Origin of the sequence: Paenibacillus helianthi, assembly GCF_001909055.1 — a bacterium.
In the GTDB taxonomy this organism is placed as follows: domain Bacteria; phylum Bacillota; class Bacilli; order Paenibacillales; family Paenibacillaceae; genus Paenibacillus_AQ; species Paenibacillus_AQ helianthi.
On the sequence record NZ_LVWI01000070.1, the window covers coordinates 115,171 to 140,169 of the forward strand.

At 49.8% G+C, this 24,999-nt stretch carries 26 protein-coding genes and 1 pseudogene; 18 read left to right on the top strand and 9 right to left on the bottom strand.

Annotated features, from left to right (window positions below; genetic code table 11):
* Positions 1-184 precede the first annotated feature (184 nt).
* On the top strand, positions 185-1,759 hold the full coding sequence (locus tag A3844_RS25130; RefSeq protein WP_074108790.1) for a 2-isopropylmalate synthase: 1,575 nt from the start codon (positions 185-187) through the stop codon (positions 1,757-1,759).
* A 495-nt stretch (positions 1,760-2,254) separates the two neighbouring features.
* Here A3844_RS25130 and A3844_RS25135 read toward each other — a convergent pair whose 3' ends face one another.
* Entirely contained in the window at positions 2,255-4,210 is a 1,956-nt protein-coding gene (locus tag A3844_RS25135) for an ABC-F family ATP-binding cassette domain-containing protein (protein WP_074108791.1), read from the bottom strand.
* 309 nt (positions 4,211-4,519) lie between these two features.
* On the opposite strand from A3844_RS25135, the gene A3844_RS25140 reads away from it, so the two are divergent.
* The 7 genes from A3844_RS25140 (at position 4,520) to groL (ending at position 9,978) form a co-directional block, all read left to right on the top strand.
* Positions 4,520-5,167 (top strand): 5-formyltetrahydrofolate cyclo-ligase, encoded by a 648-nt coding sequence (locus A3844_RS25140; protein WP_074108792.1) that lies wholly within the window; start codon positions 4,520-4,522, stop codon positions 5,165-5,167.
* Positions 5,158-5,664 (top strand): cyclic pyranopterin monophosphate synthase MoaC, encoded by a 507-nt coding sequence (gene moaC / locus A3844_RS25145; protein WP_074108793.1) that lies wholly within the window; start codon positions 5,158-5,160, stop codon positions 5,662-5,664. The genes A3844_RS25140 and moaC overlap by 10 nt, the downstream gene beginning before the upstream one ends.
* A 53-nt stretch (positions 5,665-5,717) precedes the next feature.
* Positions 5,718-6,203 carry a MogA/MoaB family molybdenum cofactor biosynthesis protein gene (locus tag A3844_RS25150; protein WP_020429419.1) on the top strand — a complete coding sequence of 162 codons (486 nt, stop codon included), beginning with the start codon at positions 5,718-5,720 and terminating at the stop codon, positions 6,201-6,203.
* Between the two features lie 129 nt (positions 6,204-6,332).
* A complete protein-coding gene (gene tatA, locus A3844_RS25155; protein ID WP_074083122.1) occupies positions 6,333-6,575 on the top strand; it encodes a twin-arginine translocase TatA/TatE family subunit in 243 nt (80 codons plus the stop codon).
* A 199-nt stretch (positions 6,576-6,774) separates the two neighbouring features.
* Complete coding sequence (tatC, locus tag A3844_RS25160) at positions 6,775-7,548, top strand: twin-arginine translocase subunit TatC (RefSeq protein ID WP_074102657.1); 774 nt, start codon at positions 6,775-6,777, stop codon at positions 7,546-7,548.
* A gap of 388 nt (positions 7,549-7,936) precedes the next feature.
* A complete protein-coding gene (gene groES / locus A3844_RS25165) occupies positions 7,937-8,218 on the top strand; it encodes a co-chaperone GroES (protein ID WP_074083124.1) in 282 nt (93 codons plus the stop codon).
* A 128-nt stretch (positions 8,219-8,346) separates the two neighbouring features.
* Complete coding sequence (gene groL, locus A3844_RS25170) at positions 8,347-9,978, top strand: chaperonin GroEL (RefSeq protein ID WP_074083125.1); 1,632 nt, start codon at positions 8,347-8,349, stop codon at positions 9,976-9,978.
* 155 nt (positions 9,979-10,133) lie between these two features.
* Here groL and A3844_RS25175 read toward each other — a convergent pair whose 3' ends face one another.
* The 3 genes from A3844_RS25175 to A3844_RS25185 form a co-directional block, all read right to left on the bottom strand.
* Positions 10,134-11,105, bottom strand: coding sequence for a tRNA dihydrouridine synthase (locus A3844_RS25175; RefSeq protein WP_074108794.1), 972 nt, complete (start codon positions 11,103-11,105; stop codon positions 10,134-10,136).
* 287 nt (positions 11,106-11,392) lie between these two features.
* Positions 11,393-12,679 carry an ammonium transporter gene (locus A3844_RS25180; protein ID WP_371916029.1) on the bottom strand — a complete coding sequence of 429 codons (1,287 nt, stop codon included), beginning with the start codon at positions 12,677-12,679 and terminating at the stop codon, positions 11,393-11,395.
* A gap of 2 nt (positions 12,680-12,681) precedes the next feature.
* Positions 12,682-13,089, bottom strand: coding sequence for a hypothetical protein (locus A3844_RS25185; RefSeq protein ID WP_074083127.1), 408 nt, complete (start codon positions 13,087-13,089; stop codon positions 12,682-12,684).
* A 184-nt stretch (positions 13,090-13,273) separates the two neighbouring features.
* Here A3844_RS25185 and A3844_RS25190 point away from each other — a divergent pair, with 184 nt between their 5' ends.
* Positions 13,274-13,459 carry a hypothetical protein gene (locus tag A3844_RS25190; RefSeq protein ID WP_167374735.1) on the top strand — a complete coding sequence of 62 codons (186 nt, stop codon included), beginning with the start codon at positions 13,274-13,276 and terminating at the stop codon, positions 13,457-13,459.
* Positions 13,460-13,662: 203 nt separating this feature from the next.
* Here the strand turns inward: A3844_RS25190 and A3844_RS33915 are convergent, their stop codons facing one another.
* From A3844_RS33915 to A3844_RS25210, 4 genes are all read right to left on the bottom strand, one after another.
* Positions 13,663-13,896, bottom strand: a complete 234-nt coding sequence (locus A3844_RS33915; RefSeq protein ID WP_074108796.1) for a Rossmann-fold NAD(P)-binding domain-containing protein — start codon at positions 13,894-13,896, stop codon at positions 13,663-13,665.
* A gap of 37 nt (positions 13,897-13,933) precedes the next feature.
* Complete coding sequence (locus A3844_RS33920) at positions 13,934-14,245, bottom strand: NAD-dependent epimerase/dehydratase family protein (RefSeq protein WP_074108797.1); 312 nt, start codon at positions 14,243-14,245, stop codon at positions 13,934-13,936.
* A 75-nt stretch (positions 14,246-14,320) separates the two neighbouring features.
* Positions 14,321-15,454 carry an ATP-binding protein gene (locus A3844_RS25205; protein WP_074083131.1) on the bottom strand — a complete coding sequence of 378 codons (1,134 nt, stop codon included), beginning with the start codon at positions 15,452-15,454 and terminating at the stop codon, positions 14,321-14,323.
* A 185-nt stretch (positions 15,455-15,639) separates the two neighbouring features.
* Positions 15,640-16,386, bottom strand: coding sequence for a LytR/AlgR family response regulator transcription factor (locus tag A3844_RS25210; RefSeq protein ID WP_143192155.1), 747 nt, complete (start codon positions 16,384-16,386; stop codon positions 15,640-15,642).
* 148 nt (positions 16,387-16,534) lie between these two features.
* Here A3844_RS25210 and A3844_RS25215 point away from each other — a divergent pair, with 148 nt between their 5' ends.
* The 4 genes from A3844_RS25215 to A3844_RS25230 are packed head-to-tail and all read left to right on the top strand — an operon-like array spanning position 16,535 to position 19,894.
* Positions 16,535-17,455: an ABC transporter ATP-binding protein gene (locus tag A3844_RS25215; RefSeq protein ID WP_074108799.1), complete on the top strand. Its 921-nt coding sequence runs from the start codon at positions 16,535-16,537 to the stop codon at positions 17,453-17,455.
* Positions 17,452-18,249, top strand: a complete 798-nt coding sequence (locus tag A3844_RS25220; protein ID WP_074108800.1) for an ABC transporter permease — start codon at positions 17,452-17,454, stop codon at positions 18,247-18,249. The genes A3844_RS25215 and A3844_RS25220 overlap by 4 nt, the downstream gene beginning before the upstream one ends.
* Before the next feature lie 31 nt (positions 18,250-18,280).
* Entirely contained in the window at positions 18,281-19,243 is a 963-nt protein-coding gene (gene msrA, locus A3844_RS25225) for a peptide-methionine (S)-S-oxide reductase MsrA (RefSeq protein ID WP_074108801.1), read from the top strand.
* A gap of 54 nt (positions 19,244-19,297) precedes the next feature.
* Entirely contained in the window at positions 19,298-19,894 is a 597-nt protein-coding gene (locus tag A3844_RS25230) for a Crp/Fnr family transcriptional regulator (RefSeq protein WP_074108802.1), read from the top strand.
* Here A3844_RS25230 and A3844_RS25235 read toward each other — a convergent pair.
* Positions 19,851-20,561: a DUF4386 domain-containing protein gene (locus tag A3844_RS25235; protein WP_074083137.1), complete on the bottom strand. Its 711-nt coding sequence runs from the start codon at positions 20,559-20,561 to the stop codon at positions 19,851-19,853. The genes A3844_RS25230 and A3844_RS25235 overlap by 44 nt on opposite strands.
* 251 nt (positions 20,562-20,812) lie before the next feature.
* Here A3844_RS25235 and A3844_RS25240 point away from each other — a divergent pair, with 251 nt between their 5' ends.
* The 5 genes and pseudogenes from A3844_RS25240 (at position 20,813) to A3844_RS25260 (ending at position 24,968) form a co-directional block, all read left to right on the top strand.
* Positions 20,813-21,565 carry an alpha/beta hydrolase family protein gene (locus tag A3844_RS25240; RefSeq protein WP_074108803.1) on the top strand — a complete coding sequence of 251 codons (753 nt, stop codon included), beginning with the start codon at positions 20,813-20,815 and terminating at the stop codon, positions 21,563-21,565.
* 176 nt (positions 21,566-21,741) lie between these two features.
* Positions 21,742-22,764, top strand: coding sequence for a DUF2804 domain-containing protein (locus A3844_RS25245; RefSeq protein ID WP_074108804.1), 1,023 nt, complete (start codon positions 21,742-21,744; stop codon positions 22,762-22,764).
* A gap of 215 nt (positions 22,765-22,979) precedes the next feature.
* Positions 22,980-23,150 (top strand): annotated as a pseudogene (locus A3844_RS34070) (alpha/beta fold hydrolase); the annotation flags it as partial.
* A gap of 93 nt (positions 23,151-23,243) precedes the next feature.
* Positions 23,244-23,546 (top strand): ArsR/SmtB family transcription factor, encoded by a 303-nt coding sequence (locus A3844_RS25255; RefSeq protein ID WP_074108805.1) that lies wholly within the window; start codon positions 23,244-23,246, stop codon positions 23,544-23,546.
* 30 nt (positions 23,547-23,576) lie between these two features.
* Positions 23,577-24,968, top strand: coding sequence for an aldehyde dehydrogenase (locus A3844_RS25260; RefSeq protein ID WP_074108806.1), 1,392 nt, complete (start codon positions 23,577-23,579; stop codon positions 24,966-24,968).
* Positions 24,969-24,999: the final 31 nt, after the last annotated feature.

Sequence of the window (24,999 nt, forward strand, 5' to 3'; positions counted from 1 at the left end):
GTTGCTGGCTAAAGCACCATTCTGGAAAAGCAATTGAGAGTGAAGGCTGTCGCATAAATATGCAGTCAGCTACTCTATACTTGCTGCCGGCAGCAGTGGGCGGGATATCAGGAGAGCCGCAAGTCGACGTGGGGCTCTTGCAAGAAACTTTAGGTGAGGACACAAAACTTTCAGGAGGTTTTCCATGATTATTCCGGTAAAGAAACGAATTCAGATTTTTGATACGACGCTGCGTGACGGTGAGCAGGCTCCCGGTGCAAGCCTCACTCCGGAACAAAAGATTATTCTGGCCTATAAACTGGCTGAGCTGGGCGTGGACGTGCTGGAGCCGGGGTTTCCGGTATCCAGCCCGGGGGATTTTGCTGCCGTGGAGACGATCTCCCGGAAGGTGCAAGGGGTGGAAATCTGCGGCTTCGCCCGTGCGGTCAAAGGAGACATTGATGCAGCGGTCCGGGCGACAAGGGATGCTGAGCGGCGGCGGATTCATTTGTTCATCTCCTCCTCCGATATTCATCTTCGCCATCAGCTGCGCAAGAACCGGGCTGAAGTGGTGGCCGCCGCCCGGGAGATGACAGCTTATGCAAGGCAACTTTGCGACGTGGTGGAATTCACTGCTATGGATGCCGCGCGGACGGGCATCGATGATTTGATCGAAATGGTGGAGGCTGTTATTGAGGAAGGCGCAACGATTATCAATCTCCCCGATACGGTAGGCTACGCGCTCCCGCAGGAATACGGCGAGATGTTCCGCCGGGTCCGGCTTGGAGCCAGGGGCGGAGATACCGTGAGCTACAGCGCTCACTGCCACAATGATTTGGGGCTTGCTGTAGCCAATAGTCTGGCCGCTATCGCAGGCGGGGCGACTCAAATTGAGGTAACGGTTAACGGTGTGGGTGAGCGCACCGGCAACTGTGCGCTGGAAGAGCTGGTGATGGCGCTGGAGACCCGGGGAGATGTGCTGGGTGCGGAAACCGGAATTGTACTGGAAAAGCTGTATGACACCTCGCGGATCATCAGCGGCGCGATGCATTTTCCGATCGCCTTCAACAAGCCGGTCGTTGGCAGAAATGCCTTCCAGCATGAATCGGGGATTCACCAGGACGGGCTGCTGAAGGACCGCAGCACTTATGAAATTATGGACCCGGAGCGGCTGGGCATTCCGCGAAGCATGATCATTCTGGGTAAGCACTCCGGCAGGCATGCGCTCAAGGACCGTGCGGCAAAATATGGCATTGCCCTGAGTCCCGGGGAGCTGGACGCCCTGTATGAATCCTTCAAAGAGACGGCTGACCGCCAAAAGGCTGTCAGCGATGACGAACTGCTGCGGATGGTCAGCAGCACAACCGGACAGCAGGCACAGGTCTATGAGCTGGGCGAGGTCCAGGTGCTGGCCGGCAGCGCGCCGCGACGCGTAGCCGCTGTTACGGTGCGGCATTTGAGAAGCGGTGAGGAGACGTCGCATACCAGCACCGGCGACGGGCCGCTGGAAGCCATCATTGCTGCGATTGGGCAGGGGATTGCCGAAGAGATTAACTTTACCGGACTTGAGCTGCATTCCCTCGGCAGCGGGGAGAACGCACAAGCCGAGGCGGCGGTCCTTGTGGAATGGGATGGCAATACATTTAGGGGAACGGCTATTCATCAGGATATTGTAATGGCGGCGGGGATAGCATATATCGCAGCTTGTAACTCGGCATTGCTCTCCTCCGAACAGCAGACGGAGCTGCTTCCGGAAGAAGCGGTACAGATTCCGGAGTAGCTTGCCTGACGCATGTGATCTCCAAGCAGGCGGCAGCGGCCTTTAATACCCATACACAATCTACGAGTCATCTTCCCGGGCGTAGTCCCGGGAGGAGGCTCATTTTTTTATGTAGTTGCTGAATTCCAAGCATTTTTGACGAAAAAATCAGAAATAGATAACAGCAGAATCATTTGTCAAGCTGTGGACAACGTTATCCACATATTCTGTCTGAATTGTGTAAAAACCGTGTAAAATCAGCAATAACAGCATTTTTTATTGCCCGGAAAATACAGATTTACTAAGAGGCGATTTCTTGTGGTAATTGTGGATAATGTGGATAGTTCGGTGGATAAAAAGTCCTTGACAAGGAAAAACGCGATTTTACGCATAAAAAAAGGCCACACGGGCCTTTTTGTGCTATGAGTTATACACGAAAACTGTGGATAGTCTTGTGGATAACTATTTATGAACAAATCGGGAACGGTTAAAAAATATTTATTTAACGTATTTACATTATTCGTCAGCAAGGTTTTCCCATTCGCTAAATAAATTTCCAAGCTGTTCTTTTTTGAGCTTCAAATCACCTTCATGCTCTTGAAGTGCCATATAATCCTGAAAAACCTCGGGTTTGGTCATTTCATTCTCAATCCTGGCGATGGTCTCCTCAAGCTCAGCAATGTTCTCTTCGAGTTCCGAAATCCGCCGCTGGCGGTTCCGTTCCTCCCGTTTGGCCTGCTTTTCCGCTTCATAGGAAAGGGCAGTGCCTTTTTCTGCTGCCTGAGTCTCCGTGTCGGCGTTTTTGGAGGTCTTGGCAGAGGCCAGCTCCGCTTCTTCCAGGGCAATAGCTTCGAGCTCTTTCTTTTTCTCGATATAATCGTCATAATTGCCCAAATATTGATCAATCCCGCCCGGATGAAGCTCCAGTACGCGTTCGGCCATTTTGTTCAGGAAATAACGGTCATGAGAGATGAAGAGCAGGGTACCTTCAAAATCAATCAGCGCTGACTCCAGCACCTCGCGGCTCACCAGATCCAGATGGTTGGTAGGCTCATCGAGAATGAGCATATTGGCACCGCGCAGCATGAGCTTGGATAGCGCCACACGCGCTTTTTCACCGCCGCTCAGTGCGGCAACCTTCTTCAGGACATCTTCGCCGCTGAAGAGGAAATTACCAAGAATGGTGCGGATCCGTGCCTCCTCCAGCATCGGGTATTCGCTCCACAGCTCTTCCAGCACAGTATTGCGCGGATTAAGCCGTGTCTGTTCCTGATCATAGTAAGCTATTTTTACTTTGGTTCCCCAATTGACGGTGCCTGCAGAGGGCTCACGCGTACCGGTCATACACTGCAGCAATGTGGACTTGCCTATACCGTTCGGTCCAATCAAGGCTGCCGTTTCACCCCGGCGCAGCTCAAAAGAGGCGTTCCGGAACAGCGGTGCTGCATCTTTATTAAAAGCTACTGCGACATCCCGCACTTGAAGCACCTCTTTGCCGGACATGAAGTCTGGTTCGAAGGAGAAACTGGCTTTTTTCAAATCACCAAGCGGCTTATCGATACGGTCCATCTTGTCGAGTGCTTTGCGCCGGCTCTGCGCCCGTTTGGTTGTGGAGGCGCGTACGATATTGCGCTGCACGAATTCCTCCATCCGCGAAATCTCGTCCTGCTGCTTCTCGTACTGCTTCAGCCGGATCTCATATTCTGCAGCTTTCAGATCCATATAGCGGCTATAGTTGCCTGTATATCTCCGGGACTGGTGGCGTTCGATCTCGACGATTGTAGTCACCAGGCGGTCAAGAAAATAACGGTCATGGGAGACGACCAGGATGCCTCCGGCATAGCTGCGCAGATAATCCTCCAGCCAGGTGAGTGTTTCGATGTCGAGATGGTTGGTCGGTTCATCCAGCATCAGCAGATCTGGAGCCTGAAGCAGAATGCGGGCCAGCGCCAGCCGGGTTTTCTGACCACCGCTTAGCGTGGCAATCGGCGTATCAGGCGAGAACTCCCCGAAGCCCATCCCATGCAGCACACTGCGGATGCGCGTGTTCATCTCATAGCCGCCATGATCCTTGAACCAATCCGAGCGTCTGGCGTAACGTTCCAGCAGATCCTCATAACGCTTTGGATCATCTGCCAGCTTCGGATCGGCAATATCTGCTTCCAACTGCCGCAGTTCCGCTTCCGCTTCGATCAGCGGGGCGAATACGGCCAGCATCTCCTCTTGAATAGTCTTGTCGGACTGCAACCCGCTATTCTGGGCCAGGTAACCGATAGTGGTTTCCTTGGATTTATGAATCTGCCCGCTGTCAAAGGACATTTCACCTGCGAGAATCTGTAGAAAAGTGGACTTGCCGGCCCCGTTCACACCGACCAATCCTACCCGTTCCTTCTCGTTCACCTGCAGGCTGATGCCGTCCAGCACGCTCTGTACTCCGTATGATTTTGTAATTCCTGTCGCTTGAAGAAGCATACCGATGAAACCTCCACCCTTGCATATTTCGCCACGGCGTCTAAGCCGGGGCTGTATAAAAACCTTATTCTATAGTTTACATGAAAAGCGATTGCTGCGCGAGGGGAGGCGCGGTTTGGCATAGCTGTATTCTCCCGGGCAAGTGATCTCTCCCCCGCAATGGCTGCATCACAGGATAGGGAATTCAGACCTCTGACGATTCCTATAACAGTGTAATAAGTGCAACCTTGGCGAACCGGGGGGAAGAGTGGTAAACTGAGTTTACAAACTATGATAAGCTAGGATATAACCAAAGGGAGGCGGCTGCCTATGACAGGCAACGGTGCGCTGCTTGCCGGACTCAAACGGAATCTTCGTGCAGAGCGAGCTGCAGTCCGTGATGGGATTGCTTCAGACGTACGGGACTTTAAGTCCGCTCAGGTCTGCAGATATGCACACGAGTGGATGCAAAAGGAAAAGGCCGCTTCACTGCTCGCCTATGTTCCATTCCGTTCGGAGCTGGACTGCCGTGCGCTAATTGCGGAGGCTTGGGCACATGGCCGGGAGGTGCTGTTGCCCCGTGTCTTGTCTGAAGCCGAAACGATAAGCTTTCATCCGGTAAGCTCCTGGGAAGAGCTTGCACCGGGAGCTTACGGTATTCTGGAGCCATTGGCCAGCACAGGGAATGAGCAGGAGAAAGGAACGCTCCGGCTTCCGGATGTAGTCTTTGTACCGGGGCTGGCTTTTGACCGGCAGGGCGGACGTCTTGGCTATGGAAGAGGTTATTATGACCGGTTGCGGGCTTCCTGGCAGCAGGGGTCCACGCTTGCTCGAAAGCCTCCGGTTTGGATCGGTTTGGCATTCAGCCAACAACTGGTTCCTGAAGTACCAATGGATGATCATGATGCCTTTATGGACATGCTGATTACGGAAGATGGCATCATTCACTGCCGGAAGGAGAATAAACCATGGAGTTAAGCCATTTCAATGAGCAGGGCAGAGCGCGCATGGTGGATGTGAGCGACAAGGAGATTACCAAACGGACAGCGGCTGCGCGCAGCAGTGTCGGGATGGCCCCCGGAACGCTCACAGCGATCAAGGCAGGCCGGATCGGCAAAGGCGATGTACTGGCCGTTGCCCAGGTTGCCGGAATCATGGCGGCCAAAAAAACTGCAGACTGGATTCCCATGTGCCATCCGCTGCCGGTGACCGGTATTGATATCCGCTTCTGGGATAACAACGAAGACCAGCTATATATAGAAGCAACCGTCAAGACAACAGGAAAGACCGGAGTCGAGATGGAAGCGCTGACCGCCGTTTCGGCAGCCGCGCTGACCGTATACGATATGTGCAAGGCGCTGCAGAAGGATATGATTATCGGACCTACACTGCTGGTACAGAAGAGTGGAGGCAAAACCGGAGATTATGCGCTGGAGGAAACAGAACAGCAAGATGCAGGTCAAAGCGCTGATTAAAGGCCGTGAATGCGGCCGTCTATACATAGAATAGTGAGAAGGAGGGACAACCTATGGCGTGGAAAACAGCAATCCTGACGGCCAGCGATAAAGGGGCCAGAGGCGAACGGGAAGACACGAGCGCCCAGGTTATTCGGGAACTGGTGGAAGAGGAGCTAGGTGGCGAGATCGTTGAATACCGGATCGTACCGGATGAACAGGATGAGATTATTGCTGCTCTGATTGAATTAACGGATTATTTCCAGGCCGATTTGGTGCTGACTACCGGTGGCACCGATCTTGCGATTCGTGATGTTACACCTGAGGCGACCCGGCGTGTCATTGAGCGGGAGGTGCCCGGGCTCTCGGAAGCCATGCGGAGCACGGTCATGCAGAAGAACCGGGCGGTTATGCTGTTCCGGGGAATTTGCGGCATACGTGGAAGAACTCTAATCGTGAACCTGCCGGGTACGCCCAAGGGGGTACATGAGAACCTGGCGGCAATTATGGACCAGCTGCCGGAAGCGTTGCTCATGGTAACTGGCCAATACCGGCAATAATGTCTTTTCCTCCGGTCGTGTCACTAAGAATCGTCAGAGATCACTGATGGATGTGTGACATAAGTTATGGTATTATTAATTTATATTAACAATATCATGAACGGACAGAATGAGAAGGAGGAATAACACATGCTAAGTGGTATTGGTGCTCCCGGGATTATTTTACTGGTTATACTGGCACTGCTGCTCTTTGGTCCTAACAAGCTTCCTGAACTGGGACGTGCCGTCGGACGTACCTTCCGTGAGTTTAAGGATGGGGCGCGGGAAATTATCAGTGATCCGGAACCTGTGAAGAAAAGCGAAGCTCCGGCCGCGGCAGCCCCGCAGACGATGGCAGCAGAACTTCCGCAGGACAGACGTCTGCCGGAATAATACTATTTTTCACGCAGGGGCGTTTCTCTCAGTGCTGTTTAGACTGGGCGGCGCCCTTTTTTTGAAAGACAAGAAATAATATGTTTCACGCTATAAATGGTCCTTCTCTTTCTAGTTGGAACGGATGCCTGAAAGCGATGTGTAGTATCGCGGCTTCAATCCCTTATTATTCATACATAGTCATCGGGTGGTGTCAGTCATGTCTCAGGAAGCGGAAGAAATGTCAGTGGTGGATCATTTAACCGAACTGCGCAAGCGGATTATCTATGTGCTTATTGTATTTGTGGCCGGCCTGATTGCAGGGTTATTCGTGGCCAAACCGATCTATCTCTATCTGATTCACGCCGATCAGGCTCAAGGTTTTGTGCTACATGCGTTTTCCTTCTGGGACGGCATCGGAATGTATATGAAAATCGCCATGGCTGTATCGCTGGCCGTGTCTGTGCCGTTCATCGTCTATCAGCTATGGGCATTTATCAGCCCAGGCCTCCGGCCGGTGGAGCGGAGTGCGGCTTTGCGCTACGTCCCTTACGTCTTTATCCTTTTTATTCTGGGCATCGCGTTCGCCTACTATATTGTGTTCCCGATGGCGCTGTCCTTCACCATTACGATTACCCGCAGCATGGGGCTGGAGGAGACCTACGGGATTGCCCAGTATTTCAGCTTTTTATTCAGTCTGGTCATTCCGCTGGCGCTGCTGTTCGAGCTCCCGCTTGTGGTCATGTTCCTGACCAAGCTGAGGATTCTTAATCCGCTGCGTCTGCGTAAAATGCGCCGGTACGCTTATTTTGCACTCGTCTTTATTGCTGTGGTCATCACACCGCCGGATTTCATTTCGGACTTTCTCGTGACGATCCCCCTCCTGATCCTGTATGAATTCAGCGTGTTCCTGTCCGCCTTCGTCTACCGCAAGCAACTGGCCATGGACAATGAGCTGGAAGCGAGATATGTCAGGGAAGAGGAGTCCAGGTAGGGGCCTTGGCCGCACCTAGGGAACTGCACCCGGGCACGGCCATAGTCTGGGCTGAATTCTCCCCTCACAAAAGTGGCATATTTTGCCCTCCGGTGGATAGAATGTAAGAGAGTATGGGCCGGACAACCCCTCTGACCATATTTTTCCGCAAAAGCTGGATGATTTTACGTAAAAGACTTGAAATCCGTCTTCAAGTTGAGTATCATAAAAATTGTTGTTAGCACTACAGAGGGTTGAGTGCTAACGCTGATGAAAAACAAGGAAATCACCGGTATCTGCCGCGCTGAGAATCCTATTTTTCATAACTGCCGCTGAAACGCCTAAGCTTCACGGTATCCCAGTTATGTTTTCAAGGTAAACAACATATTTCAAAGGAGGCTATTTTTTCATGATCAAACCACTAGGTGAACGCGTATTGGTAGAACCAAGCGAGCAAGAGCAAACCACTTCTTTCGGGATTGTGCTTCCGGACTCCTCCAAAGAGAAGCCGCAAGAAGGTACAATTATCGCTGTAGGCAGCGGTGTCCTGAAAGACGGAGTACGTGTGCCGCTGGAAGTTAAGGAAGGCGACCGCGTGCTGTTCTCGAAATATGCCGGAACTGAAATTAAATACGAAGGCAAAGAATATTTGATTATGAAGGAAAGCGACATTCACGCGATTCTCGACTAATCGGATAGCCTTTCATAAGTGATAACCGAATATACTTACCAAACAAGCCTATGCTTTCGAAGCAAGTTTTGCACGATGTGTAGACGATGAAGTACAGCTCACAAAACTTTTAGGAGGTTAACAACACAATGGCAAAAGAAATTAAATTCAGTGAAGATGCCCGCCGCGCAATGCTGCGTGGGGTTGATGCTTTGGCAAATGCTGTAAAGGTTACACTTGGACCAAAAGGCCGCAACGTGGTGCTGGAGAAGAAATTCGGCAGCCCGCTCATCACTAACGATGGTGTAACTATCGCTAAGGAAATCGAACTGGAAGATGCTTTTGAGAACATGGGCGCACAGCTCGTCAAAGAAGTAGCTACCAAGACTAACGATGTAGCCGGTGACGGTACTACAACTGCAACGGTTCTGGCTCAAGCGATGATCCGCGAAGGTCTGAAGAACGTTACTGCAGGCGCTAACCCAATGGTTATGCGTAAAGGTATCGACAAAGCGGTTAAAGCTGCTGTAGCTGAGCTGCAAAAGATCGCAAAACCAATTGAAGATTCCCAGTCTATCGCACAAGTAGCTGCTATCTCCGCTGCTGACGACGAAGTGGGCCAACTGATTGCTGAAGCTATGGAAAAAGTGGGCAAAGACGGTGTTATCACCGTTGAAGAATCCCGTGGCTTCCTGACTGAGCTTGAAGTAGTAGAAGGTATGCAGTTCGACCGCGGTTACATTTCCCCGTACATGATTACAGATACGGACAAAATGGAAGCTGTTCTGGAGAACCCGTACATCCTGATCACCGACAAAAAGATCAGCAGCACACAGGAAATCCTGCCATTGCTCGAGAAGATCGTGCAGCAGGCACGTCCGCTGGTAATCATCGCTGAAGATATCGAAGGCGAAGCTCAAGCCATGCTGATCGTGAACAAACTGCGCGGAACCTTCAACGCTGTAGCTGTCAAAGCTCCTGGCTTCGGCGACCGTCGTGAAGCTATGCTGCAGGACATCGCTGCTCTGACAGGCGGCCAAGTGATCACTGAGAAGCTCGGTCTGGACCTGAAGAGCACTACTGTGGAGCAACTGGGTAATGCCCGTCAAGTACGCGTAACCAAAGAAAACACTACTATCGTAGACGGCAGTGGCGACAAAGCGGACATTAATGCACGCGTAAGCCAAATCCGTTCCCAACTGGAAGAAACTACTTCCGAGTTCGACAAAGAAAAACTGCAAGAACGTCTGGCTAAATTGGCTGGCGGCGTAGCCGTTGTCAAAGTTGGCGCTGCAACTGAAACTGAATTGAAAGAGCGCAAACTGCGCATCGAAGACGCCCTGAACGCAACCCGCGCTGCGGTTGAAGAAGGTATCGTTTCCGGTGGTGGTACAGCTCTTATAAACGTATATGCTGCTGTAGCTGCTGTTGTAGCTGAAGGCGACGAAAGAACTGGCGTTAACCTCGTGCTGCGGGCGCTCGAAGAGCCAGTCCGTACTATCGCTACTAATGCTGGTCAAGAAGGATCCGTTATCGTGGACCGCTTGAAAAAAGAAGCTGTAGGTATCGGCTACAACGCTGCTACCGATGAGTGGGTGAACATGTTCGAAGCAGGGATCGTTGACCCTGCCAAGGTAACCCGTTACGCGCTGCAGAACGCAGCATCCGTAGCTGCAATGTTCCTGACTACCGAGGCGGTTATCGCTGACAAGCCAGAGCCTGAAAAAGGCGGCGGTATGCCGGATATGGGCGGCATGGGTGGTATGGGCGGCATGATGTAATGAAGTCATTATCGAAGTAATTCGATGATGATCGACCATTGCATGACCTCATAGTGTAAAAATGAGAGACCTTTCAAGAGTTCATTGAACTTTTGGGAGGTCTCTCATTATTTTTGATAAACAAGTTATCGGAACTGGAGTTCTATTTAGGTGCTTCAATCTAACTCTTGATCTAAAAGAGGTTGTACTAAACGACGCACTTCGTCAGTTGATGTGGTATTCATTAGTTGGTCTCTTAGTTCGCCTGCGCCTCTAAATCCACGAACATAGATTTTGAAATAGCGAAGAAGTGGTCTAAATGAACGTGGCAGGGTTTCTGTTGAATATTTATCGTGAAGATCCAACTGCAAAAGAAGTAAATTGAGAAAATCCTTCGCGCTATGTTCTTTAGATTCTTTCTCAAAAGCAAACGGATTGGTGAAAATGCCGCGGCCAATCATGACACCATCAACGTCGTATTGTTCTACTAATTGTAATCCTGTTGCGCGGTCGGGAATATCTCCATTAATGGTTAACAACGTATTTGGAGCAATTTCATCGCGTAATTTTTTTATATCAGGAATTAGTTCCCAGTGTGCATCTACTTTACTCTTCTCTTTTTTTGTACGAAGGTGAATGGAAAGATTCGCAATATCTTGTTTCAATATATGTCCTAACCAATCGCGCCACTCGTCAATAGTAGAGTAACCCAATCTTGTTTTAACACTAACCGGCAATCCACCTGCTTTTGCTGCTTGAATAATTTCTGCTGCAACTTCAGGATGGCGTATTAATCCAGCCCCTTTTCCACTGGATGCGGCGTTTTGTACTGGGCATCCCATGTTTATATCGATACCACGAAAACCAAGTTTTTTCATATCCATACTCATCTGTTCAAAAAGTGCAGGTTTATTGCCCCAAATATGAGCGACAATCGGTTGCTCATCATCTGTGAACATTAATCGGCCACCTACATTTTCTTTTCCAACAGGGTGACAATAATTTTCTGTACTTGTGAATTCCGTGAAAAATACGTCAGGTGTTGCAGCTTCTCTAATGACCTGACGAAATACAATATCTGTGACATCTTCCATTGGAGCTAATATAAAAAACGGCTTTGGTAGATCCATCCAAAAGTTTGATTCCATCTGTTATCTTCTCCTGTTGCAACATATAAAAACGATATAATCTATAGCAAAGTCTTTTACCCATCATACATAGTATCATTATTTTTCGTTTGATGCACAGTGTAGTAGTACGCGCGGCATGATGTAAGACAACAAAACCCCCCTTGCTCCAGCAGGGGGGCGTCTTAAGGAAAATGATCCTTTGATCTTCTTTTGTCTTATTGGCATACATAAAAAAGCCGCCGGTAATTCCGACGGCTTTTCCCTAGTTAGACGTCCCCGGTAGGGGGGCTATTTACTTTCTGGCCTTAATGGAGAGATTTGTCGTCTTCCGCCAGATAATGATCTTCAAGCTCAATGAATTCAGCTGATCGATGTACGGCTATCATGCCGTGATAACTGATATCGAGTCCGATGTCTTCCTCTTCTTCACTGGAACGGACATGGACCAGCTTCCCGATCAGCTTCAGACCACACCAGGTAGTTGCAAATCCCCACGCAGCCAATGTAACCAGACCAAGAGTCTGTACCCCTAGCTGATGCCAACCGCCGCCATAGAGCAGTCCACCATCGGTGGCGAACAAGCCTACAGCTATGGTCCCCCAAGCGCCAGATACGGCATGTACCGGAAAGGCACCCACTGGGTCATCTATGCGGCGGGCTTCCAGCCAGTTGGTAGCTGCCATCATGAGCAGACCGGAGACGGCGCCGATCAGGATAGCTGCACCGTCACTCACAAACGCACAGCCGGCTGTAATACCGACCAGACCGGCGAGGGAGCCGTTGATCACTGAGGGTGCATCTGATCGCTGGTAGCGGAATAAGGTGTAGATCAGTGTGATGCCGCCGCCTGCTGCTGCTGAGAGCATGGTAGCAATTGCGATGTGTCCAATCCTGACATCAGTAGCACTTAAGGTGCTTCCTGCGTTAAAGCCGAACCAGCCGAACCAGAGCAGGAAAGCTCCGACTGAAGCTAACGGCAGATTGCTTGGCAGGGCAACCGTACTGTTCCCGGCCTGATTAAACTTGCCTTTTCTAGGGCCGATCACGATTGCTGCCGCCAGTGCCGAGAATCCTCCAAGGGCATGTATGACGGCTGAACCTGCGAAGTCCTGCAGGCCCAGTTGGTTCAGCCAGCCGCCGCCCCAGGCCCAATGCCCACCCAGGGGATAGATCAGGCCGGTCATTAATATGACGTACAGCAGATAGGCGCGGAAGTTGATCCGTTCGGCAACCGCACCCGATACGATGGAAATAACAGCGATAGTAAATGCCGCCTGGAACAGCCAGAAGGTATCAATCGAGATGGTGAAATGGAGATTGGAGAGATCACCGCCAAGCAGGAATCCGCTCGTGCCCACCAAACCACCGGCGTCTTTACCGTACATGAGCCCAAATCCGAAAATATAAAAAATCAGCGTTCCTATGGTGATATCGGCGAATACTTTCATGATGATGTTCACACTGTTCTTATACCTTACAAAACCGGCTTCCAGCAGGGCAAAACCGCCCTCCATCAGCAAAATCATAGCGGCGCTCAATACGACCCAAATCGTATCTACTCCACCGCCAAGCGACTCCAGCGTCACATTCATTTCTATAGTGCCTCCATACCCCTAATGGTTTTGATTTCACGTATGATCTCTGGTGAGAGCGGGATCTCTTCCGTTGCCGGATGGTTTTCTAGAAGGAGTAGAACCTGATCTAGCTCTAGAATGTCTCTTTTAATGCTGTTTATTCGTTTGAACCGGTCTTTTACATGAACGATATATTCTACGGCTGTGTGATGGCTGGCCGGGTGTCCGGCAAACCATTTGCGGATCGGGGAGAGCGATTGGTACATTGCCTCTTCGGCCCGTCTTTTTTGTTCATATTTGTTGATTTTATCCTTAATCCCCTCGATTTCATCCTCTTTCTTGATCTTGAGGCGTACGATGAGGTCTTTTACTTCCTCTGCAGATAGACGATAAACAACATTATGGTAAACTTCATCTACAATAATCATGTTAGATCTCCTTACATGAAAAGTCATAGACTGATTATAGGGACAATATATTTACAAGTCAATAGGTTTTTGTACCAGGCGGCATGTCAATCCAGTAATGTACTATACGGGGATTGCAAGACCCTCTATTATATAGAGTACAAGACGAACGATCAGCAGGAAGATAGGTGAAAGGATGATGGTTATGACCTACTCGCAGAGGTTGGGCAGATCAGGAGATGCCTCCGATATTCTCTATCTGGAACAGCAGATTGCAGTAGCCAAGCAGGTGATAAAGCGGGCCGAAGCTGCAGGACATAAGGAAGCGCTGGAGGAAGCGATGAACAAGCTTGCGGAACTGGAAACTGAACTGGATGAGCTTGAGAATTAAGGGAGTAGATTACGCCGATTAATTTGCCTGTAAAAAAAGCCGTACTGTAAGGTCTTAAGACCTGTAGTACGGCTTTGCTTATGAGTGTTAGTAACGAGGGTACTTACATCCGTTTTAAATGCCTCCCAAAAGCATACATGACCCATAAATGAGCTTTGGCCTGCGTGTATTTGTACAGAAACCAGGGCAGTGAGGGCAAATAATCATGAATCGCAATGATGCATTCCTGTGAACCGGGAAGCTGGAGGAATTCCAGCCTTCTGAGAAACCCAGAGGCGCGACAGGTTAATAGTCAGAAACGGAATATCGACTAATTTCCGTTTCTTGTGCATGACCTCTGCCGTCTGGATCATCATTTCTTTGCAGGTCATGCTGTCAGGTCCGCCAACATCAATGGCCCGGTTGTACAGTTCCGTGCTCCCAATGCTTGCTGTCAATGCCCGCAGGACATCAGACAGTGCAATGGGGTGGGTCTTAGTGCGCGTCCATGTCCGCGAAGTTTGCCTGTGTCAGCTTCGCTGTCGGCATCATGGAGTGGACCAGATAGATGGCATAGTCAACCCCTTGTAATGCTTTTTCCGCAGAGGATATGGAGAACAGCTCACAGGAACGCCATTCCACATGGCTTTTGTCTTCCTTCTGGTCTCCGTGCCTGGATAACGCGATCACATCATATTCCAGAGTCAGCTGCTCCAGCAGGTTATGTCCGATATATCCGCTCGCTCCGGTTAAGGCGATTTTGAGCCTGTTGCCTGAGCTTTCTGTATTCGTTTCAGTTGTATGCATGGGCATTGCCTCCTGTTGTGCGAACGTAATCGGACGATAAGCAAATAAAGCCGTGCTTTCCAGTACCCGTTTACGCTAAAGTTCAACCTCTTGCAGGTTCCATAAGGCACTAGCGCTATGTGGTCTTTCAATGCCAAACAGTACCCACTCGATCTGAAAGATACCATCTTCATATGAAATATCCAGCAGGCCATTCAGAGCTTCTATGGTTTTTTTGATATTTTTGAGCCCGATGCCATGTGATCTGTGATCGGCCTTCGTCGAACGGATATCGCCGAAAGGACCGGTCTGAACGGTATGGGCATACGGGTTGCGGATTCGTACAAACAGGCTGTCGTTCAAATAATGCATATGTACGGTGATCTGCCGCTCTGGCTCCGGTTCTGTTATTCCCTGGCAGGCCTCTATAGCATTATCCAGGGCGTTGCCGAGAATCACGCAAAGAGCTGCAGTGTCCAGCGTAAGTTGTGGGGGGATGGTCAGCTCCAGGAAGAAAGAAATACCATGGCGGGCAGCATTCTGGATTTTGTAATTTAGCATCGAGTCAACGACCAGGTTTCCGGTATTGCAGCTGTAAGCGTCGGGTTCGAGCCGGCCGAGCAGGGTATCCAGCTCCTGAGCTGTTGCGTCTGGTTCACCGGAATCCAGTTTTACACGCAAGCCCAGCAGGATATGCTTGAAATCGTGCTGAAACTTGAAGCTGTCCTCCTGCATGCTCTGGATCATGTGATATTGATTGAGATAATAGATGTTTTGCTGTTCGAGCAGGAGACGTTTGCTGCGCTCGGATTGGGCGTGCATGATACGGTCACTAAGGACATAAATGAGCAGATTGATGGCCAGCAGCAAAGAGGGAATCACCGGGAATAGCTGCGGGTAGCTCCGAAAAAACAGGTTGTTGGACAGCTGGAGCAGTGTTGTAATACTCAGCAGCGGACACAGAAACAGAAGGCACCAGTACCACCCGGCAAGAGTACCACTTCCGTCTCCTTTGGTAACCCGCAACAAAACGAAGACGAGCAGGAGCATCAGCAGCTTGGAGAAGACCAGGTTTACCAGATAACCCACGTCTGAGAAGGCGAAGGGAATCACTGTATCGTTGAGAAAAAGAAGTGCAGCTATGAATAGCGCACTATACCCCTTCCATTTGCGCTCTCCTGCATACAGCAGCGATAACAGAAGGATTAGGCCGGTGTTCACAGTGATCATCAGGATATCCGCCAGTGGACTGTAATGCAGGAGCATATGGCAGGCGGCATACAGGACGTAGAGCAGGATTAGGCGGCTTCTCCGTTCTATCCGGCAGACAAAGCATCGGCTGAAGAAATAATGAAGAATACCGGGGATCAGAAGGAAAGAGATCAGATATAGCAGTTCCTCGCACAGGATGGTATTCAGGCAAGACTCCCCCTAAAGCTTAAGTAAGCCTTCCGCACGGGAATGCTGTTCTTCTCGCTGACCGGAAGCTCATCGCCAGTAATCAGCCCGATTTTTCGGGCGCTTATCTCCTTTACACTATAAAAGTTAACGATGTAGGACTGATGAATGCGGATAAAATAACGGGCAGGCAGCTTCTGCGCTTCTTCGCCCAAAGTGCCGTAATACTGGATCTCCCCGTCCCTGGTCATCAGGGAAATACGCCGGATGCGGCTCTCCAGATAGTGAATGTCCCGGAACGGAATCAGCAGTTCTTTTCCTTTCTGCTGTACCGGCAGGAAATGTTGCTTGCCCTGCTGGCGGATGCGGATCGCTTTTTGCACAGCAGGGATCAACTTGTTCATGAAAGGCTCCGTCAGGACAGGTTTTTTAATGAAACCGGAAGGCTGCACGTCGAACAGCTTCAGATGATACTGCTCGTAGCTGGAGATATAAATGAGCTGTGCAGGATCATTGGCATCATCCGCACGCAGCGCATGCCCTACCGCAATGCCATCCATTCCCCGCATCTCAATGTCCATAAAAATAATATCAAATACGCTTCCGCACTCCATAGCCTGAACAAACCGTTCGCCCGAATAATAGACAGTAACTTCTATCTTTTCGGAAAAACGCTCTAGGTTGTCCAGAATCAGTCTCTCCACCAGTCCCGCAGCGTGCGGATCATCGTCACAAATGGCGATATGGATCATACGTTCACTCACTTTCCATATGTATCGTTCTATTATACATTTATTCCCTATATACGACAGTAACTCTCGTAAAATGAACAGGCAGAAGATGAGGGCGAACCGCACATGTTATGGTCATTCCAGATGATTATCTAGATAAATCGATAAAGGAGTGTTCCGGTTGAAATTAGCGGTTTTTGAGGCAAAGGATGTAACCAAACGATACAGCTCAGGCTTCGTCCTGCAGGGGCTGGATATGACGATTATGGCAGGGGATATCTACGGATTCGTCGGCGAGAATGGTGCGGGCAAAACAACGTTGATGAAAATCATTGGCGGCCTCGTGCAGCCGACGGGCGGCGAGATCACCCTTTTCGGACAGCGTGGGAAAAAGGAGTTGCGTGTGGCTAGGCGGGGGGTTGGGTTTCTGATTGAAATGCCGGCCCTGTATCCGCATATGAGTGCTGAAGAGAATTTGAAGTTTTATTGCCATGTTCTAGGCATCAGGAACCCCCAACGAATTGATGAAGTGCTGCAGGCTGTGGCCTTAACGGATGCCGGAAATAAAAAAGCCTCGGACTATTCGCTAGGTATGCGGCAACGTCTCGGATTGGCCATTGCTCTTCTGGGAAGTCCGCAGCTGCTTGTACTGGATGAGCCCATTAACGGACTTGATCCTGCAGGTATTGTGGATATGAGACAAATTCTGGAGCGGCTCGTGAAGGAACAGGGCGTAACTGTGTTGATCTCCAGCCATATTCTCAGTGAGCTGCAACTGCTTGCGACCCAATATGGATTTATCCATAAAGGACGGCTCCTCAAAGAGATTTCTGCCGCTGATTTGCTGCGATCCGCCCAGACCCTGCTCTGTATTTCCACTCCGAATGCGGAAAGTGCCGCTGCACTACTTAAGCAAAGGCTCCAAATCGCAGACATTACCGTCAATGCCCCTGGAGAGTTGCGGATTCCCAAAGCCAGCGTGGATCTGGAGCGGCTGATGGCTGTGTTTTTGCAGGAAGGAATTCCTGTGGAAGGGTTCAATATGTCTGCGCCAAATCTGGAGCATTATTATATGGATTTGATTGGAGGCGGAGAACGATGAAGGATTTCCTGAGGGCGGAGGTTTATTTTTTGCGGAAAGATGTGGCGTTTAAGAGCATTACGGTGTTGTTTGCGCTCGCCAGTCTTGGGCTGGCCGTGGCCCTTGGCAGAATAGGAGGATATGCATTAAGCAGTCCCATAGAGCCGTTGCGGACGGCGGTGTCTTTCTCCATATTCCTCTATTTCATCATTCCGATGTTCATATGTTTTTTTATCACGGAAGGGTTTGAATATGGCTCGGTACAGAATATTATCGCTTTGGGGCAGAGCAGACAGGGGTATATTCTAGGGAAATATCTGCTAGGGGTGGTGCTCATTCTGTGGTGGCTGCTTCAATTTTTTGGATTATTTCTAATCGTGTATCTGTCTGCGGCGCTGATTACCGGCTCACCCGTCGGTCATGAGACAACCGCTGAGGATATTAGTACCGCTATGCGGGCTGTCGGGTTAAACATCCTGTATCTGGCAGCTTATTCCGCTGTTGTGATGATGCTGGGAGTGATGATACGAAAAGCGGCTTCCGCCATAGTAGCAACTCTTTTCTTCGTGTTCGGAAATTTTCTGCTTACGGGTTACCTTCAGGGAACGTCTTCGGCATTCCTTCGGCTACTGTCCGATCATGCTCTAATGACGCAGATTATGAAATTCTCCGGGATGTATGTAGAGAACTCACAAGTCATTCTCTTGACGGGTACAAGTGATTACGTTCGTGCGGTGCTGATTCCGGTCATTGTGATCATTGTTTGTCTAACAGCCGCACTGCTGTCTTTGGAAAAAAGAGATATTCATATATAATAGGGAAAATCCGTGAAAGAAGGTGTGCCGGTTGAACGAAAAGAACGGAACGGAGCTTGCCACCTTTGCAGGAGGCTGCTTTTGGTGTATGGTCAAGCCCTTTGACGAGCTGCCGGGCATTGTCTCACTGGTATCCGGGTATACGGGCGGTCACACGGTTAATCCGACTTATGAGGAAGTGGGTACGGAAACAACGGGGCATGTGGAGGCTGTGCAGATTACATTTGAACCGGCGGTGTTCCCGTATGAGCGGCTGCTGGACATTTATTGGCAGCTGATTGATCCGACAGATAAGGGCGGGCAATTCATGGACCGGGGATATTCCTACCGGACGGCGATCTTTGTGCATAATGATGAGCAGCGGAAAAAGGCGGAGGCGTCCAGGACAGCGCTCCAGGCGAGTAAAAGATTCAAGGACCCGATTGTGACGGAGATTCTTCCCGCTGCTCCATTTTACACGGCTGAGGCTATGCATCAGAATTATTATAAAACCCATCCCTTGGATTATAAGCTCTATTTGAAGGGCTCGGGCCGGGACGAATTCCTGGAGCAGCACTGGAACAGCCGTGAGGATCAAAAACGCCTGAAGAGCCAGCTCACCCGGCTGCAATATGAGGTCACGCAGCATAAGGCGATAGAGCCGCTGTATGAGAATGAGTATTGGAACGAATTCCGTGACGGCGTTTATGTGGATGTGATCAGCGGCGACCCGTTGTTTAGCTCGGCGGACAAATTCGATTCCGCCACCGGCTGGCCCAGCTTCACTGGACCGATTGCCGAAGGGCTGATTTGGCGTGAAGCTGACTATAGCGGAGGAGAGGTCCGGACGGCACTGCGCAGCAGGCTGAGCGGAGCCTATCTGGGTCATTTGTTCTTCGATGGGCCGGAGCCGGCGAAGCAGCACTACCGGGTTAACTCTGCCGCGCTCCGGTTCATCCCGAAGGAGGAGCTGGAGGCGAATGGTCTGGAGCGGTATCTGGAGCTGTTAAGATGACCGCAGTAATTAACGCAAGGGTGATTAGTGATAAAAAGAGGGGACGGCTGGAATATGAAGCATCTTTTACTCCAATATATGACCCGGCTGACTTCTTTAAGTAATGAAGAGCAGCAAGCGATTCTGGACGAAATCCTTGTCGAGGAATACAGCAAGGGAACTGTTCTGCTGAGGCAGGGAGGGGTTCCCGGCTATTGCTATTTTGTCCTGAAGGGATGCGTGCGGCAGCATGCAGTTGACGTTATGGGCCGGGACATTACCTCCAACTTCTATACAGAGGAGCAGGCAATCTCCATCTTCAATGCGCATAAGCCGGATAAAACGTCGGAGTACACCCTGACCTGTCTGGAGGACTGTACATTAGTTGTCGGCCCGCTGGATACTGAGAAGGCGATGTACACCAAACATACACAGCTGGAAACTATGACCCGTCAGATGATTGAACAGAGCTTCGGTCAGATGCAGGAGGAATTCGCCGCTTTTATTGCCTCTTCTCCCGAAGAACGCCTGAAGGCTCTCCTTCACAAAAGACCCGCACTGATCAGCCGTGTCCCCCAGCATCAGCTGGCGAGTTATCTCGGAATAACGCCGGAATCACTGAGCCGGATCAAGAAGCGGATTCACCGCGAACCCGCGGAGCCGGGACTCTGAACAGCAGCCATAGGCCAAGGCCCAGCTCTCCCGCTGTCATCGGCAGCATAAATACCCATTTGACTACTTTTATAAATTCTTCATACTCAGGAACGAGTGTGCTGCTCAGATGGAGCAAGATATAACCTGCCCCAGCCAGCAGCAACAGAACACTAATAATCTTCGGGATATTCCCCGATTGGAAGGCCAGCAGGCCCACTATGAGCAAATGCCCCCCAAACAGAATCAAGCCGACCGACCACACTGCTTCAAAAGCGTGAAGAAAAAGCATCATCTCCGCCTGCAGCTCCTGCGGTGTGAAGCCGATCAGTGCCTGACTCCTGCTGTCTTCTGTAAGAAGCGAGACGACAACCAGGCTGGAGACAGCAACCCCCAATACCGCGGTATAAGACAGGCGCAGCCATGCGCCCAGCAGGGACAGTGCGTGCTGCACAGGTTGCAGAACCGTATATAATGCCCATGCGGCTGCAATGTCGCAGGCTAATATCAGCACCCATCCCAGAATTTCAGCCCTGAATAGCAGGGGAGAAGCTTGAAGGTTGCCGAAGGTAGCGGCTGGATCTCCCTCCACCACAAGACTTCCATGAACATATCCATACGAAAATGCGGCGGCCACCGCCATCACAAGTAGTGAAATTCCCCCAGTTCGTGCCACTGCTGCAGTCATTAACACAACCCCCTCTAATTGATTCTGGTTCCATTGTACAAAGAGGGTAAGGAGGGGGCATTAACTTAAGTCAAGGGAGTTCAGATGAGGGATGCAAAAGCGCCGGGTATCGAAGTCAAGCCGGGATAACGCAAGGTTGGTGAAACCGTACCACAAGCAAAGGTGAAATTGTAGGCCATGCAGAATATTTGAAAGAGGGTATCAAAGTTACAAAGCGTTGTGGAAAAGTTCTATGTCATGGAGGGTTAAATATGAACAGTTTTCAAAAAGAAACGGTAAAGATTAAACATCATGGGAGAGAAGTTTTTGGTGTCTCTTACATGCCTAATAAGAAAAAGTGTCCCGTTGTGATCTTCAGCCATGGTTTTAATGGAAAAAATGAAGACTTCGCTATGAATAGTGACTATTTAGCAAAGAATGGTGTGGGCGCCTATTGTTTCGACTTTTGTGGAGGCTCCGTAAACTCAAAGAGTGACCTTAGGACCAATGAAATGTCTATATTTACAGAAAAGGAAGATCTATGCGCTGTCGTTGAGAACATAAAAACTTGGGAGAATGTTGATCCTGATAATATCTTTTTATTTGGAGGAAGCCAGGGAGGATTAGTATCTGCATTAGTAGCTGATGAGTATATAAAAGATATTAAAGGACTCTTATTACTATTTCCAGCGCTGTGTATTGTAGCTGACTGGAATAAAAAGTTTCCAACAATGGAGAGCATTCCTGATGCATATGAGCTATGGGAAGTTCAATTGGGGAGAGTGTTTTTTGAATCCATTCATGAATATGATGTATTTGACCATATTGGCCAATTCGATAAAAATGTTTTGATTTTTCATGGGGATCAGGATGATATTGTGTCACTTGAATATGGGAAGAAGGCATCAATGATATATCCTCATGCTAGAATTGAAGTATTTCCTGGAGAAGGTCACGGTTTTTCAGAAGCTGGTAATCAAAGAGTTGCTGAGATGACGTATGAATTTATAAAAGCAAATATCTAATCTCTAAATGAAATAGATATTATTCCCGGGTCTCTGTCTAGGCCTGGGCCGCCTTTCCTGAACGATCTTACCGCGTGTAAGACAAGCGTAATCCATAGTCTGCGAACGCTCTCATTAGTTAGAGGCGCTTATGAGCGTATCATGGTTTGGCAACTCAAGTCTGGAGGGGTTTACTTATGCAAAATCGAATTCATACGCCCGGTCCTGTGCTTGGCAGCGACGGCGTTTTGCTGCAGCGCGGTTACTCGACCCAAGCTGTGCTTACCTTCAATCGGGACGCAATCAAGGCACCACCCTGGCGAGTGAAGGAATGGGACTTCTATCAAGTGTCGAACGATCAGTATGGCTTGCAGATGACGATAGGGCATGTCTCCTACGCCGGCGATATATCCGTGAAGCTCTTCGAGTTTGAGACCGGTAAACGGTACGATATATCGAACATGCTTATATTGCCATTCGGGCGTTTGAATATGCCGGCAACGGCCGAGCAAGGCGATCTGACGTATCAGAAAAAAGGCTTCCTCATGCAGTTTCAAGTGGTGGACGGAGAGCGCCGGCTTATTTGCAAGTCCGCTGGCAACGGCAAGCAGTTACCGATCGACATCGATATTCGGCTAATCCAGCCTGATTCTACCTCGATTGTGATGGCAACGCCATTTGATGAGGATAGTCGTTTTTTCTATTACAATCATAAAATCAATTGTATGCCTGCTAACGGTTTTGCCCGGATAGGGGAGCAGGAATATCGCTTCGAAGCCGATACCGCTTTCGGGCTTCTCGATTGGGGCCGGGGGGTATGGCCGTTCAGCCACGAGTGGTTCTGGGGAAGCGGCAGCGGTTATGCCTTCGGCAAACGGTTCGGCTTTAACATCGGCTATGGCTTCGGTAACACATCTGCCGCCACGGAGAACATCTTGTTCTATGACGGCGAAGCGCATAAGATCGGTCAAGTTCACTTCGATCTGCAAGGAGGCGGTGGTTACATGGCCAGGAAAACCTTCATCAGCGAAGATGGGCGATTCGAAATGGAGTTCAAGCCGATCTATGATCGGTACACGGAAATGAAACTAAAAATTGTCGATACGCATTGCCACCAGATTTTCGGGAAGTTTAACGGGAAGGCCGTTTTAGACGACGGTACGGTGATCGAGGTTAAGGATCTCGTGGCCTTTGCGGAACATGCGGTCAACCGGTGGTAAAGGGACTTAACGCAATCGGCTTGCGCAGCTTCATATTCCTAGGTTATATATCGGCTTTGGCCATTTGATCCGCAACGTAGCTAGATTGAGAAGTGAGAGGCTAAAGATCCACTTTTTGGGGGGCGTTGACAGTAAGACTATTAATTGTTATATTCTCAGCGTTATAAATATTAACTATATTTTCCACTGGAAGGGGGAGCAAAGAATACGGTGTCCGTTTATACAATCGCGATATTGCGGCTTTTGCTTCGCCGAAAGGCACGCTTGATTGCATCTCGGCATTTAGCTATACCGATTTCCGTGTGGACCTTGAGAAAATGTAATTGCCAACGCTTATTCTCCATGGTGACGCCGATGCGATCGTTCCTGTCGAGATCAGTAGCCGCACTTGATTATTAAACAAGAAAAGTATAGTATGAGTCTACACCATTGGTTTAAATGTTTAAACGTTTAGACTATATAAAAGGGGAGGCACCAGCATGGGAAAGCAGGCATTGCAGATTTTTCGCGAAAGCCTTCCAATTCTTCAAATATTAAGCGATCCGCACCGTCAGGATATTCTGCTCCATCTATCGGAGGATGGCAGAATGACGGTCAATGAAATTACCGATAAGTTGCCCTTGTCGCGGCCGGCAGTTTCCCATCATCTGAAATTGCTCAAAAATGCGGGAGTCATCAAAGTCGAGCAAGTGGGGACCCAGCGATATTATGAGTTGTCCATGCAGGAATCGGTGGATCTGTTAAGAAGGCTTCTAGTTGCCTTAGAGCGGGATTGTCTCTAGACCTATTTCATAGAAAGAGGAGCAGGAAATATGAAGCAGTGGAACTCAGAGCAGGTCAATGAAATCCTGCAGGAGCATCGCCAGAAATTCCATAGCGGTTATACACGAAGCGTGGAGTTTCGTCTGGAGCAGCTGGGGAAGCTGTCGGACGCGATCAAACGGAACGAGCAGCCGTTACTGGCGGCGTTATATCAGGACCTGCACAAAAGTGAATTTGAGGCTTATTCGACAGAGATTGGCTATACGCTGGACAGCATCCGCTACATGAGCAAGCATTTGAAGCGGTGGATGAAGCCGCAAAGGGTAAGAACACCCTTCTATCTTGCTGTATCTAAGAGTTACCAGTATAGAGAGCCCTTCGGAACTGTTCTTATCATCGGACCCTATAATTATCCGTTCCAGCTGCTGATTGAACCGCTGATCGGAGCCATTGCGGCAGGGAACAGCGCGGTCTTAAAACCCTCCGAGAATACTCCAGCAGTTACTGCTGCCGTTAAGAAGCTGATCAGTGAAACTTTTGATGAGACGTATATTAGGGTGATTGAAGGGGAGAAGGAGACCACCTCGGCGCTGATTCACGCTCCCTTTGACTACATCTTTTTTACAGGAAGCGTACCGGTCGGCAAGATCGTCATGAAAGCTGCTGCAGATCACCTTGTGCCCGTTACGCTTGAGCTTGGGGGCAAAAGTCCGGCTATCGTTGAGCGGACTGCGAACCTCGACGTTGCGGCCAAACGGATTATTTGGGGGAAGATGATGAACGCGGGACAGACATGCATTGCCCCGGACTATGTACTTGCCCATGAAGAGATTAGGGAAGAATTGATTGTCCGGATGAAGACGGTGGTGGCAGGCTTCTTCGGACCGGACGCCAGAGTAAGTCCGGATTATGGCCGAATCGTCAATGAACGCCAATTTGACCGCTTGGCCGCAATTCTGGAAGCGGAGCCGAATAGCGTGCTTTCGGGCGGGAAAACAATCAGAGATGAGCTCTACATCGAGCCAACGCTGCTTGCCGCAACCTCTTGGTCGGACCCTGCGATGCAGGATGAACTCTTTGGGCCGATTTTGCCCATTATGGGCTTCCGTCAAGTGGAGGAGGCGATTGAAATGGTGAACGCCCGTCCCAAACCGTTGGCACTGTACTTGTTCACCGAACAACGTCAGGTCGAGGAGGAAGTACTCTCACGCGTCTCCTTCGGCGGTGGGTGTGTGAATGATACGATCAGCCATGTTGCCAATCACCACCTGCCATTTGGGGGAGTAGGAAACGCCGGGATCGGTGCGTATCACGGGAAATACAGCTTCGAGCTGTTCTCCCATACCAAAAGCGTATTGACCAAGAGCACGAAGCTGGATATCCCTTTCTTATTTCCGCCTTATGGCGACAAGGTCAAGTGGGTCAGAAAGATTATGCGTTAATACATGAGGAACGACGATAGGGGGAGAAAAA